Origin of the sequence: Rubricella aquisinus (assembly GCF_014199445.1) — a bacterium.
Taxonomy (GTDB): Bacteria; Pseudomonadota; Alphaproteobacteria; order Rhodobacterales; family Rhodobacteraceae; genus Rubricella; species Rubricella aquisinus.
Genome location: NZ_JACIJS010000001.1, coordinates 350,246 through 363,647, shown reverse-complemented (window position 1 = coordinate 363,647; position 13,402 = coordinate 350,246). Strand labels below are relative to the sequence as shown.

Below are 13,402 nucleotides of genomic sequence, written 5' to 3'. Positions count from 1 at the left end.
TCCCGTCCGCCCTCGTCGGGAGAAAACCATGCGCTTTTTCGCCGTACTGCTTGCCCTGTTCCCTCTCCCTGTCCTCGCCTGGGAGGTGGAGATCGGGCCGGTCTGCACCCTGACCCATGCCACAGCGGATGCGCAGGTGGTGCTCACCTATGACCCTGCCCGCCCGTGGTATTCGATCACCGTGACACGGGATACGGACTGGCCCGCGGCGGCGTTGTTTTCCATGGAATTTGTTGGTCCTGCCCCCAACCGGATCAGCACCAGCAGGCATCAGTTTTCCGCCGATCAGCGGGCCATCCGGGCGGAGGATCGCGGTTTTGGCAATGTGCTCGACGGGCTTCAGTTCAACGAGGTTGCCTATGCCATCGCAGGGGACGCGCGGGTTGCGATCCCGTTGGACGGGGCTGCCGATGCGGTGGCGCTGTTTCGGGACTGCCGCCCGGTGGCGGGGGTGTGAAGCGCGCGCAGGCTCGCGTTTTGTTTCCGCATATCCCGGTGGAGCGATGAATAGGGCCAGTCTTCGGGCCGCGCGCACAGCCCATGTTTCACCGGATTGTTCCAGCACCACCTGACAGCATTGGCTCGCGCCTCCGCCGTTGGGATCGGATGATGATCATACCCGCGAAGCCAGATGCCCCGCTCCCCGTCCCGCATTTTCGGCACACCGGGGGAGGGCGCCACATCGGGCAGCGCGCGGGAAAACCGGGATTTCAGCATCCCGACCCTGTTGCCAATCTCCGTAGCGGTTTCAGGCATCGACCACACGGCATGAAGGTGGTCGGGTAAAACGACCATCGCGTGGCATGTCACGGGATGGTGCTTCTGCATCTTGAGATAGGCGGCGCGCAACGCGTCCACCTCCGCCACCAGGGAAACGACCGTGGGTCGCGCCAGACGGATCGTCAGAAAGAAGCAGCATAGATCATCGAAAAGGTCAGTTCTCTGGGTCATCCCGGAACATTATTTTTGGAAAGGTAAAGACGTGCTTAACAAGTCGTGATATTTCTCCCCGAGGAGTGCTGAACACGGGCATTTCTCATGGGATTAGCTTGCTGAGACTGGCTCGATTATGGCCTTTAGACTTACCCCTCGCGCGCTTGACGAGTTGAGGCGACAAAAGTCGGTTCTCGCCGCTGATTTTCGTGGGCGGGGCGCGGCGAGTATTGCGGCTTTCATCCTGACTGCCGTCATTCTGGGCCCCGAAATTCCGCTGATTTTCGGCACGATCTATTTCATGCTGGAGCTGTATCAGCCGCGTCATTTCGAACGGCTGGAGGATCGGCCAACATCGCTGAACTATGCGTTTCTGCTGATCAATGGTTTCTTGATGATGGCCGTGTTTTCGCTGCCCGCGGTGTTTGTCTGGCAGGTCGATGGCTTTACCCCGAAACTCACGGCGGTGGTTTATCTTGTGGCCACGCAGATGCATGTCGTGCTGGTGCGCTCTACCCATATTCCCTTTGGCGTTTTCAACATGATCCCGATGATCGTGGGCTATTACGTCCTGCTCTACCTCTATCACCTTGAGGGCGGCGCGATGTGGGAGCTGCAATTCGGGGTGATTGGTTGCACGATCCTGAACGGGTATTTCATCTTTGCCATGGTGTTGAACAACCGTGTCGCGCGCGATCTGGCCGCCGCGCGGCATAAGGCGGAGGCGGCGAATGCCGCGAAGTCTCAGTTCCTGTCCGCGATGAGCCATGAATTGCGCACCCCGCTGAACGGGATCATCGGCATTGGCCAATTGATTGCGGAAGACCCCCACCATCCCGACCAACCCGAGCGCGCGGCGCGGCTGATACAGTCCGCGCGTGCCTTGCAACGGATCGTCGATGACGTGCTGGACCTGACGCGGGTCGAGCAGGGGCGTGTCCGCCTTGAGCCGGAAACCGTGCGGCTGCGGGACGAAATCTGCGCTTTGGTCCACCTTTATGAGCCGGAAGCCCGCGAGCGTGGCCTGCGCCTTCATGCGGATGTGGCGGAGAACTTGCCGGAATATGTCCACCTTGATCCGGTGCGCCTGCGTCAAATTCTGGGCAATCTGATGTCGAACGCCGTCAAATTCACGGTAAAGGGGGAGGTCGGCCTGTTCGTGATGCGCGGCCCGGACTCGCAACTGGTGATCCGCGTCAGCGACACCGGCATCGGCATTCCGGCGCAGACGCTCCCCAATATCTTTACCGCGTTTTATCAGCAGGATCACGGGACGAGCGCGATGATGCGGCGTGGCACCGGGCTGGGGCTGACGATCTGTCAGGATCTGGCGCATCTGATGGGCGGGCAGATCACGGTCGAAAGCACCGAAGGTGTCGGCACGACCTTCACCCTGGAATTGCCGCTTGTCGCCACGGAACGGCCCGCTGATGTGACAAGCCCCGCCCCGGCAATCCCGGCACTGCCTCAGGGCCTCACCATTCTGGTGGTGGATGACACGCCCACCAATCTGATGGTGACAAGCGCGCTTTTGTCCTCTCAGGGGTTTGATATCCATGAGGCACGCTCGGGCAAGGACGCGCTCGATCAGTTGACCAGTCTTAAGGCGGCAGTCGTCCTGATGGATGTGAACATGCCGGAGATGGACGGGGTGGAGGCATTCCGTCAGATCCGGGCGCGGAACAATCCCGTTCCGGTCATCGCGCTGACTGCCGATGCGATGGCGGGCGATGAGCAGCGCTATCTTGACCTCGGCTTTGATGGCTATCTCCCAAAACCCGTGGGGCGGGATCAGATGATCCAAGAGATTTCCCGCGTTCTCGCCTAGGGGCGTTCACCAGTGATTTGTGCCCGGCGCGCCCTTGACCGTGCCAATCAGGTTGGGCGTGACCCATCCGCCATAGAAATTGCCGGGCTGTGGCGTCACCTGAACGTCCCCGACGAAACAGGCATCCATCGGTTCGGCATAGACCGCGATATGGCCCCGCAGGGCCGCAAAGGGGGCGGTTGGTGTCGGGTAACACCACGCGGCCCCTGCGGCCTCACTGGTGCCGAGCACGATATCGAAATAGCGCGCCTCCCCTTTCCATTCGCACAGGCTCTGCCCCTTGGCCGGGCGCAGGCAGCCGGGCAGGAAATGGGCTTGCGGCAGGTAATAGGTGGGCGCGTGATGCGTCTCCAGCACCCGGAAACCGCTGTCGGTCCGGGCGATTTCCTTTCCTGCGAAATGAATGGTCAGCGGCAGATCGACCCGTTCCAGCTGTGGCGGGCGGGGATAGCATTGCACGTTTTCGGGTGTGAGTTCTGTCATGGTCCCTCTCCTGCCGCGGAGAGGGGAGGATAGGGCGGTTCTGCCATGAGAAAAGGGGCATCCCGACGGAATGCCCCAAATCCCCTCAGATCGGCTGATCGCTGCGCAGTCGCATCGTGATATAGCCGGTCACCGGCTCCGGCCAATGCAGCGTCACCGCAGCGCCGCCCTCCTGATTGACGGTGATGTAGGGCTGAGCATAGACGATGTTGCCCGCCGCGTTGCGCACTGGCTCCATCATCATCAACCCTTCAGCGGATTGCACTGGCCCGTCAAATGGCAGGCGCGCGCCGCTATAGATCGTCCATGTGCTGGACGGGCTGTTCTGGAAAAACCGCACCCGGCCGGGGCTTTCGGTGCGGATCGCCACGCTTTCATAGGTGTTGCCGATGAACATGACGTCGCGCGCGGCTGCGTGATTGATGGTGCCATAGGTCGTGTCGATACTGTCCACGCGCAGGATCGTATCATTGCCAATCGTCTTGAACGAATTGCCCACCACCGAAATCCCGTCCATCGTCAGGATAGAGCCATGGGGCACCAGCCGGATATAGGTGAAGCCGGGCGCGATATCGGACGCGGTGAAGATATTGCCGACGATGCTCACCGCACCAAATGGCAGGCCGACATCGGGTGTCGCGTCATGCTCATTGGACAGCTCGATCCATGCGTTGTCGCAGTAATTGCCGGTGAGCGTCGTTTTGGTATTGGGCTGTGTGAGCACGATGCCCGCGCTCCGCTCTGCGTTCAGCACGACCGCATCGCCCTGCCACCAATGATTGCCCGTGATGATATGCCCGCCGCCCGCCATCACCGCGAAATGCTTGAACTGCACCGCGCGGTTGTTGCGCACCTTCATGTCGTTTGAGTTGGTGTTGAACGCGATGGAGGTGCGATCCCCGACATTGCTCAGGAAATCGGTGCTGAGGAATTCGTTGGTTTCAATCGTGATCCCGTTGCAGCCCCGGTTGAAGGACGTGATCCCCCGATCCTTGGGCCGCACGAACCAGCAATCATGGATGTGCCACGCGATCCCGTTATACCCCAGCATCACGGCGGAGGCATTGTGGACACAGAGAAACTCGATCTCCGACAGAACCTGACGGCTCATCGTCTCAAACCCGGAGAAATCGAGCAGATAGCGGAACCGGGTAAAGGTATAGCTTTGGCTTGGTTGTGCGCCAAAGAGCGGCTGGCCCAGCGTGACGGTGCCTGCGGCCTCATCCTTGGAAATGACATAGACCTCCCGCCCCACACCAGCGCCGGACACATGCGAGCCAACCTCGATCGCGGCGATGTTGGCGATGCCCGACAGCCGCGTCGGGTTGGCATCGTTGAAGGTGGCCGTCGTGGTCACGACACCGGAATTGAAATCTGACGAATTCGCCGCCTCGATCTGCCCGTTGCGGATAACGCGCCGGTTGGCGAAATGGGTCCGGTTCTTGACCACGGCAGCGACGTCGATGGGGCGTGTCAGCTTGATCCGGCGGCCATTCAGGTCAAGACTGTCATGATCGGTGAAATTATAGAGCGCCTCCAGCGCCCGTTCGAGCGCGATTTGCTCATCCTCGAACGCGTCCTTATAGGCGGCAAAGCAGTAATTGTTGGTCAGTGCGATCAGCCCGGTGGACGCGGTGGAGATGCGCCCCTGAAACCGGACCTCGGCATCAATCGTCAGCGTGGAATTGACCAGATAGGTGCCTTCCGACACCAATAGCCGCTTGCCGGAGGACACGGCGGCGTTGTCCGCCGCGGCAAGGGCGTCGGTGTCGTCGGTTACGCCGTCGCCAAGCGCGCCGTAATCGCGCACGTCGATCCAATCCATCAGGTCGCGGTGGAAAATGTTGGTCGCGTCCTCGATACGGATCGACTCGATGCGGACAAATCCGCCCGTGTCACCAATCAGATCGACCCCGAAATGGCCATAGGCGGGGGTCATGCCCCACACAAGATCGACGCCCGCGCGGTTGCCGGTTCCGACCAGCGCGCTGACCTCATAGACCTGATTGTAGTTCTCCAGAAAAACCGCGTCGCCGGTCACATCCAGCCCGGTGATTTCCACGCCGCTGCCACCTGCGGCAAAGGCCCCAATGCGGACGGAGGGGCGCGCGCCCCCGGTCACTTTCACCCGGGCGGAGATCTTCAGATAACATCCGGGCAGGATCGGCGTTTGCCCGGTGAAGCGGAGTTTTTGGGTGACATCGAGCTTTTCCAGCTCAAGGCACTGGCCAAAATTCGTGTCGGAGGTGATCTGCGTCGCGCGCGGATCACCGTCATAGGTTGGATCACCTGGTCGCCCATCGCCGCTGGACCACACTGTCAGCCCATCGTTAAAGGCGGGCGGCATCAGGGCCAGCCCTTCAGTAATTGCCTTGTTCATATCTGTCCTTACCGGCCCCGGATGCACGGGCCGATCGGACCATTTACGCGTCGCATACCGGCCCGGATCGGGCCATGGCTCGCGTTGTCAGGAGCGGCACGCCATCACGCGCACCGCATCGCAATCCTTAACGAAAACCCCTTAATGCCGCGTTAAGCGCCAAAGGACGCGTCGGGCAGCATTCGCACGCCGTTGATCTTCCAGCCGGTGTCGAGCTCGATCATCTCATATTCCGTCAGATAGCTGCGACCCGCCGTATCCTCGAACGCGACATATTGGTAGATGCGCCCCTCCCGGTTTTCATACAGCCCGAACCGCACACCCGCAGGCCGCCACACCATCGGATAGCCGGTCTGCACCATCTGGCCAAATCGTTGCGGTGTGCGGAACATATGCTGGATCAGGGGTGAGGCGTGATCGAACGCGGCGGCGAAATCATCCCGCGAAAAGGCGTCGATCTGGCTGGCGATCACATCGCGCACAGCACCTTCATCGGCCTTCGCGGGCAACAGCCCGAGGATGCTGATCAGTAGGGCAAGTCCAAGTCTTTTCATCATTGCTACCTCCACATTCCTAAGAGGGTGGCTTTTCGGGCCGTTCTGTCAAATCCGGCGCGGCAGTCTTCCGCCCGCTGGAACGCCCCTCCAAATTCGGGTGGCGCGGCTTGAGTGAACGAAATCGCCCCTCGCGGCATTAACCCCGCATGACACAGACACAGCGCAATCGCCTTATCCACACGCTTTCCCTCTCTGCCTCAAAGACCGCCGATGGGTTTTTGGATGCAAAATTGGTCCTCTCTTGGCTGATGAGCACGCTGGGCGCGCCCTCCGCGCTTATCGGGTTGCTTGTCCCCATTCGGGAGGCCGGGGCGCTGTTGCCGCAACTTGTGATCGCGCGGGTCATGGCCGGATGGGCTGAACGGCGCTGGATGTGGGCGTTGGGCGCGTTTGGGCAGGCGCTGGGCGCGCTGGTGATCGGGGCGGCTGCACTACTGCTGGAGGGGACGGCGGCAGGGATCGTGATCTGCGCGGGCCTCGCCTTTGCCGCGCTGTCGCGGGCGGTCTGCTCGACCAGCTATAAGGACGTCCTGGGCCGCACGGTGCCCAAGGCGCAACGCGGATCGGTGACCGGTCTGGCCTCCTCCGTTGGGGCGATTGCGGTTGTGGCCTTTGCCGCGCTGCTGATCGTGGGGGCAGAGCGGATGGCCATTGTGCTGGCGGCTGTGTTTGGTGCGGCCCTCTTTTGGATGATCGCAAGCCTCACCTTCACCCGCCTCAAAGAAGACCCCGCTGAGACAGAGGAAAACCCCGCGCCGATTGCCTTTCTTGACACGCTTCGCGCGGCTCCTGCCTTGCGCCGCTTCATCGCGGCGCGCGCGGCGTTGACGGCGACGGCACTGGCCCCGCCGTTCCTTGTCACGCTTGATCGGGCCGGGTCGGAAAGCTGGTTTTCGGGGCTGGGGGCGCTTCTCTTGGCCTCCGCGATTGCCGCTTTGATCAGTGGCTGGGCGTGGGGCCGGGTGTCTGATCACTCCAGCCGCCAAACGCTCGCCATCGCGGGAGCGATTGCCAGCGTCACCCTGATCGCCGCTGTTTTCATCCGGGTGGAGATCGCTGCACCTTTGGCCATTTTTGCTATCATGTTCGCGCATCAGGGGGTGCGCACCGCGCGCTCCACCCATCTTGTCGACATGGCAGCGGAGGAGGATCGCCCCGCATGGACCGCCGTGTCCAACACGGTCATCGGGGGTGTTTTGGTGCTGGGCGCGGGCCTTGGCGTGCTGGCTGACAACGCGGGTACGGAGGTCACGCTGATCGTGCTCAGCGCCATGGCTGCACTGGGTGCGCTGTTGTCCCTGACCCTTGATGAAGTGCAGACAAAGACCGATTAACGCGGTTTTTCATTGCATTGAGCGGAGGCAAACCTACTTGTTATGGCGCAACGCGGTGCAGTGCGCTGAGTCTGTCGGTGTGATCCGATAGGTGAGTCTGGGCGTATCACGCTGCACAAAAGATGCGGATCCCATCGGCTCTGGGGAGAGTGAAATGAATATGATCACCACGAAAATCGCTTCCGAAACGGAAGTGTCCAAACCCACCACCGATGAGGCGCAGGCCGCGCTGGAAACGCTGCGCCGATTGGCCGAAGCCGATCCGTCCTCTGCGGCAGCGCTTGATCTGTCCGCGCTGATGGCGCTGCAGCCGCGCGCGCAGGGCATGCTCAATCGCGACTACCCCGAGGATTTCACGCCCGATGCGCAGTACAAGGCCACGATGCCCGATCTGCAAAACGGCCCGGAAAGCCTGATCAAAGGCGCCCATGCGGAGATTCAGCATGTCGGCATCTCCAATTTTCGGCTGCCGCTGAAATTCCGCACCCGCGACGGGGAGGTTCTGACGCTCGAAACCTCCGTCACTGGGTCCGTGTCGTTGGAGGCCACGAAAAAGGGCATCAACATGAGCCGCATCATGCGGTCCTTTTACGCCCATGCCGAGGATTGCTTCGATTTTGAGAAAATCGACGCGGTGCTCGACAGCTACATCACCGATCTGGAAAGTTTCGACGCGCGCATTCAGTTGCGGTTCCGCTATCCGATGCTCAAGACGTCGCTGCGCTCTGGTTTGAGCGGGTATCAGTATTACGACGTGTCCTTTGAGATGCTCAAGCAGGATGGTGTCAGCACGCGTGTGATCCACCTTGATTACGTCTATTCATCGACCTGCCCCTGCTCGCTTGAGCTGTCCGAACATGCCCGGCGGGAGCGTGCGCAGATCGCCACACCGCATTCCCAGCGGTCGGTTGCGCGCATTTCCGCTGCCCTTGAAGGCGATGCGCCGCTCTGGATCGAGGATCTGGTGGAGATGTGCGCCACCGCCATCCCGACGGAGACGCAAGTGATGGTCAAGCGGGAGGATGAGCAGGCATTTGCGGAATTGAACGGCGCGAACCCGATCTTTGTCGAGGATGCCGTGCGGCTTCTTTGTGAAGCGCTTGAAGGTGCGCAGGCCGCCGGGGATTTCCGCGTGATCGCCAGCCATCAGGAAAGCCTGCACAGCCATGACGCGATCTCCATCCTCACGCGGGGGGAGACATTCGCGCAATCGAGCTATGATCCGCGCCTGCTGGAATCGTTGATCCACAGGGGCTGATCACGTCCCTAGAAAAAGGATTGCGGGTCAATGTCCAACGTGACCCGCACGCCATTCGGGGCTTTCACCCGGTCCCGCCATTCCGCCAAGAGGGGTTGCAGTGCGACGCCCTTGGGCGCTTTGACCAGCAATCTGACGCGGGTGCGGCCCCTTACCTTTGCCACGGGCGCGGGCGCGGGGCCAAGGAGGCTCGCGGATGCTTGGGTGAACAGGCCTGCTTCGCGTGCCAGCGCACGCGCGGTGTCGAATGTCAACCGCTCATCCGGTCCGCTGACGATCACTCCGGCCCAGCGGCCATAGGGTGGTGCGCCAAGCTGTTGGCGCGCGGCGGCCTCGCTTCGCCAGAACGCCTCATCATCGCCTGACAGGATCGCGCCGATCACCGGGTTGTCAGGCAGATGCGTCTGGATCAGGCACAGGCCCGGCTTGTCCGCGCGCCCGGCCCGGCCCGCGACCTGCCGGATCAGTTGAAACGTCCGCTCCGCCGCGCGCAGATCACCGCCTTGAAGCCCCAGATCCGCGTCGATCACCCCCACCAGCGTGAGCAACGGAAAATTGTGCCCCTTGGCGACCATCTGCGTGCCGATGATGATATCCGCCCCACCGTCGGCAATCGCGTCAATCCGGTCGCGCAGGGCGCGCGCGCTTTCGGTCATGTCCGATGACAGCACCGCGACGCGCGCGTCGGGCCAGCGGGCCGTGACCTCCTCCGCCAAGCGCTCCACACCCGGCCCGATTGCGGCGAGCGTTTCTTCTTTCCCGCAGGCCGGGCAGGCGGGTGGAATGGGCCGGGTTTCCCCGCATTGGTGGCACATCAGCCGGTTGATGAACCGATGCTCCACCATGCGCGCATCGCATTGGTGACAACCGACCTGCTCCCCACAGGCACGGCACACGGTCAGCGGGGCATAGCCGCGCCGGTTCAGAAACAACAGCGACTGCTCCCCGGTGCCAAGCCGCGCGTCGATCCCTTTCGCCAATTCCCCACCGATCCACTGATCGCGGGGCAGGGCCGCGCCGCGCATATCGACCGCGCGCATCTCCGGCAAAAGGGCGGTCCCGAACCGTTCTGTCAGCTCGATCCGCGCGTATTTCCCGGCCTCCGCATTGGCCCATGTCTCCAGTGCAGGGGTCGCGGTGGCCAGCACGGTTTGCGCGGCAGACAGGCTCGCGCGCAGCACGGCCATGTCGCGGGCGTGGTAAAGCACGCCATCCTCCTGCTTGTAGGAGCCGTCATGCTCCTCATCCACGATGATCAGGCCCAGATCGCGGAACGGCAGGAACAGGGCAGAGCGCGCGCCGACAACGAGCCGTGCCTGCCCCTCCGCCACCGCTTTCCACGCGCGGCGGCGATTGGCCGGGGTCACGCCCGAATGCCATTCGGCGGGTTTCGCGCCGAACCGCTTTTCCACCCGCTCGATAAAGGCCCCGGTCAGTGCTATCTCAGGCAATAGAACAAGCGCCTGACGTCCGCAGCGCAGTGCCTCCGCCACGGCCTCCAAATACACTTCGGTCTTGCCCGATCCGGTCACGCCCTTCAGCAGGGTGGTGCCATAGGTGCCGCTGCGCACGGCTTCGCGCAACTGCGCCGCCCCGCGCCGCTGATCGTCGTTAAGCGGTTTGGACGGGCGGTCGGGATCAAGCGTGGGGAAGGGCGCGTCGCGCGGGGCGGCCTGCACAATGAGGGTGCCCGCCTCCTCCAGCCCTTTCAAAACGCCAGTGCTGACACCGGCGAGCTGCGCCAGGTCAGCGGGCGGCAATGGTGCCCCGCCCAATTCCTCCAGCGTGGCGATCACCCGCGCACGCGCGGGCGTCATCCGGTCGGGCCGCGCGTCACCAAGCCGATACACCCGCCGCTTGCTCGGTGGATCGGCCAGCCCCGGCGCGCGGGTCGCCAGCCGCAGCACCGCATCAAGGGGGGTTAGCGTATATTCCGCCACCCGCGTCAGAAACTGTTTCATCCCCGGCAGCATCGCGGGCGCGTCGATCACCGTTGCCACCGGGCGCAGCTTTTCCAGCGGATAATCCCCGTCCCCGGCGGACCACACCACACCCGTCACCTTGCGCGGGCCAAGCGGCACCTGAACATAGGCACCATTGCTCACGCCGCCCTCTGGCGCACGGTAATCCAGAACGCGCCCGATCGGCTCCGATGTGAGGATGCCGACGCGATCGCCTTCATGGAAAAACTCTGGGGTCATGGCCTGTGTTTGCCTGCAATCACCCTGCCCGCGCAAGAGCCGAGCGCTGCCCGTCGAATTATGGCCTCGGAGCGCCTTTTTGGCGCAATTGACGTATTCCCCCCTTGCCCCCCTTTCGCTATGGTCCGCGCAAATCCACACAAACGAAGGGCCACACGGATGAAATTCTTTGTAGATACCGCCAATATTGACGAAATCGCCGAACTGCACGAGCTGGGATTTGTCGATGGTGTGACGACGAACCCGTCCCTGATCCTGAAATCCGGTCGCGATATCCTCGAAGTGACCAAGGAGATTTGTGACCTGATCCCCGGCCCCGTCAGCGCCGAAGTCGCCGCGACCGACGCCGATGAGATGATCGCAGAAGGCCGTAAACTGGCGCAGATCGCAGATAACATCGCCGTTAAGGTTCCGCTCACCTGGGCCGGGCTCAAAACCTGCCGCACCCTGTCGAGCGAGGGGCAGATGGTCAACGTCACGCTTTGCTTTTCTGCCAATCAGGCGCTGTTGGCGGCCAAGGCGGGCGCGACCTTCATCAGCCCGTTCATCGGGCGACTTGATGATATCAACGTGGATGGCATGGAGCTGATCGCGGATATTCGCCAGATCTATGACAATTATGGCTATGAGACGGAAATCCTCGCGGCCTCTATCCGTACGGTGAACCACATCACCGAATCCGCCCGGATCGGCGCCGATGTGGTCACCGCACCGGCTGCTGTTCTGAAAAAGCTGGCCGATCATCCGCTGACCGATGCGGGTCTTGCCGCGTTCCTGTCGGACTGGGCCAAGACCGGGCAGAAAATCGTCTGATCGGAGCCTGAGATATGACTGACGCCATCGCCGCGATCCGCGAAACGATCCTCGCTCATCCTGACATCGTGCTGGATGATCGGGAGGTGATGGCGCGCCTACTGGACGCCGGGCAGCCCGATGGGGGCAACATCGTCGATCTGCGCGGCGTGTTCGTCGAACGGCTGGAGGGCAAGCTGGGCCAGCTTGAGGAAACCCACCGGTCCGTTCTGGCGGCAGCCTATGAGAATATCGCGGGTACCAATGCGATCCAACGCGCGGTGCTGAGCCTTCTGGAGCCGCAGGATTTCGCGGGCTTCCTGTCGGTGTTGCAAGACCGGCTCGCTCCGGTGCTGACCGTCGATGAGGTGCATCTGGTGCTGGAAGCCGACGGCGCTGCCGCCACCGCTCTTGATCAGTTGCAGGGGGTGAAGGCGCTCCCGAAAGGCTCCATCGCGACCTATTTCGGGGATCGCGACGGGGACGCGCGCAAGGGTATCCTTCTGCGTGCGGTTGAAATCGACGGGATCGTCGCGCCGGAGATCACCTCGGAGGCGGTGCTGCGCCTTGACCTTGGTCCCGGTCGGCGGGCGGCGATGCTGGTGTTTGGCGCACAGGATGCGGGCCGCTTTGCGCCGGATCAGGGCACCGACCTTCTGGCGTTCTTCGCGGGCTGTTTTGAGCGGATCGTGCGCCGCTGGATCGAATGAGTGCGGCGCATGAGGCCGAATATCTGCTGACCCGGTGGCTCAGCGAACTGAGCGCCGCGCGCGGTGCGTCCCCCCATACCATTGATGCCTATCGCCGGGATGTGGCCGGTTTCTTGGGCTTTCTGGTGATCCATCAGGGGGAGGGTGCGGGCCGCGTGGCGCTTGGCAAAGTCACCCAATCCGACATGCGCGCCTATGTGGCCAATGCGCGGGGCCGTGGCCTGAGCGCGCGGTCTGCGGCGCGCAGCCTGTCGGCGGTCAAATCCTTCTTTCGCTGGCTCGCGGATGTCGAAGGGATTGAGGGAACGGCGGTCCATGCCGCCCGCTCCCCCCGCGCGAAAAAGCGGCTGCCGCGCCCGATCAGCGCCGATGCCGCGTCAGAGATGATAGAGATCGCCGCCGCGACCGAACCCCGCTGGGTGGGCGCGCGCGACGCGGCGGTGCTGACGCTGCTCTATGGATTGGGCTTGCGGATATCGGAGGCGCTGTCGCTCACCGGCGGGGACGCGCCCTTGGGCGACGTGCTGACCATCCGGGGCAAGGGCGGGAAAGAGCGGCAATTGCCCGTCCTGCCCGTCGCGGCACAAGCGGTGGAGGCCTATGTCGCGCTCTGCCCGCATCCGCTGGAGCGGCACGCGCCGCTGTTTCGCGGTGTACGCGGCGGGCCGTTCAGCGCCCGGCTGGTGGCAAAGCGGGTTGCGGAAATTCGCGCTGAGCTTGGCCTACCCGAAACCACCACGCCCCACGCGCTGCGCCATTCCTTCGCCACGCATCTTTTGAACGCGGGCGGTGATTTGCGGGCGATTCAGGAATTGCTCGGCCACGCGTCCTTGCAATCGACGCAAATCTACACTGGGCTTGACGAGGCGAAACTGATGGATGTGTACCGAAAGGCGCATAGACGATTCTAAATTGTGTTATTTGAC

12 protein-coding genes are annotated in these 13,402 nt (G+C 62.6%); 7 read left to right on the top strand and 5 right to left on the bottom strand.

What is annotated here, in order from left to right; translation table 11 throughout:
- Positions 1-28: 28 nt before the first annotated feature.
- The gene (locus FHS89_RS01720; RefSeq protein ID WP_184007823.1) at positions 29-457 is read left to right on the top strand and encodes a hypothetical protein; all 429 of its coding nucleotides are present in this window, start codon (positions 29-31) and stop codon (positions 455-457) included.
- Here the strand turns inward: FHS89_RS01720 and FHS89_RS01715 are convergent.
- Positions 358-951, bottom strand: coding sequence for an REP-associated tyrosine transposase (locus FHS89_RS01715; protein ID WP_184007821.1), 594 nt, complete (start codon positions 949-951; stop codon positions 358-360). The genes FHS89_RS01720 and FHS89_RS01715 overlap by 100 nt on opposite strands.
- A gap of 118 nt (positions 952-1,069) precedes the next feature.
- On the opposite strand from FHS89_RS01715, the gene FHS89_RS01710 reads away from it, so the two are divergent.
- Complete coding sequence (locus FHS89_RS01710; RefSeq protein ID WP_184007819.1) at positions 1,070-2,761, top strand: ATP-binding protein; 1,692 nt, start codon at positions 1,070-1,072, stop codon at positions 2,759-2,761.
- 6 nt (positions 2,762-2,767) lie between these two features.
- On the opposite strand, the gene FHS89_RS01705 is transcribed toward FHS89_RS01710, so the two are convergent.
- From FHS89_RS01705 to FHS89_RS01695, 3 genes are all read right to left on the bottom strand, one after another.
- Positions 2,768-3,244 (bottom strand): DUF427 domain-containing protein, encoded by a 477-nt coding sequence (locus FHS89_RS01705; RefSeq protein ID WP_184007817.1) that lies wholly within the window; start codon positions 3,242-3,244, stop codon positions 2,768-2,770.
- Positions 3,245-3,329: 85 nt separating this feature from the next.
- Positions 3,330-5,624 carry a glycosyl hydrolase family 28-related protein gene (locus tag FHS89_RS01700; protein WP_184007815.1) on the bottom strand — a complete coding sequence of 765 codons (2,295 nt, stop codon included), beginning with the start codon at positions 5,622-5,624 and terminating at the stop codon, positions 3,330-3,332.
- Positions 5,625-5,776: 152 nt separating this feature from the next.
- Entirely contained in the window at positions 5,777-6,178 is a 402-nt protein-coding gene (locus FHS89_RS01695) for a DUF4864 domain-containing protein (protein ID WP_184007813.1), read from the bottom strand.
- 149 nt (positions 6,179-6,327) lie between these two features.
- On the opposite strand from FHS89_RS01695, the gene FHS89_RS01690 reads away from it, so the two are divergent.
- Positions 6,328-7,515 (top strand): MFS transporter, encoded by a 1,188-nt coding sequence (locus FHS89_RS01690; protein ID WP_184007811.1) that lies wholly within the window; start codon positions 6,328-6,330, stop codon positions 7,513-7,515.
- A 154-nt stretch (positions 7,516-7,669) separates the two neighbouring features.
- The gene (gene folE2, locus FHS89_RS01685; RefSeq protein WP_184007810.1) at positions 7,670-8,773 is read left to right on the top strand and encodes a GTP cyclohydrolase FolE2; all 1,104 of its coding nucleotides are present in this window, start codon (positions 7,670-7,672) and stop codon (positions 8,771-8,773) included.
- A gap of 8 nt (positions 8,774-8,781) precedes the next feature.
- Here folE2 and FHS89_RS01680 read toward each other — a convergent pair whose 3' ends face one another.
- Positions 8,782-10,974 carry a primosomal protein N' gene (locus FHS89_RS01680; protein ID WP_184007807.1) on the bottom strand — a complete coding sequence of 731 codons (2,193 nt, stop codon included), beginning with the start codon at positions 10,972-10,974 and terminating at the stop codon, positions 8,782-8,784.
- A 159-nt stretch (positions 10,975-11,133) separates the two neighbouring features.
- Between FHS89_RS01680 and fsa the strand changes: the two genes are divergently transcribed.
- From fsa to FHS89_RS01665, 3 genes are read left to right on the top strand one after another with little or no spacing between them, the layout of a single operon-like run.
- Positions 11,134-11,787 (top strand): fructose-6-phosphate aldolase, encoded by a 654-nt coding sequence (gene fsa / locus FHS89_RS01675; RefSeq protein WP_184007805.1) that lies wholly within the window; start codon positions 11,134-11,136, stop codon positions 11,785-11,787.
- A gap of 14 nt (positions 11,788-11,801) precedes the next feature.
- Positions 11,802-12,476: a DUF484 family protein gene (locus FHS89_RS01670; protein WP_184007803.1), complete on the top strand. Its 675-nt coding sequence runs from the start codon at positions 11,802-11,804 to the stop codon at positions 12,474-12,476.
- Entirely contained in the window at positions 12,473-13,387 is a 915-nt protein-coding gene (locus FHS89_RS01665; protein WP_184007801.1) for a tyrosine recombinase XerC, read from the top strand. The genes FHS89_RS01670 and FHS89_RS01665 overlap by 4 nt, the downstream gene beginning before the upstream one ends.
- Positions 13,388-13,402 lie beyond the last annotated feature (15 nt).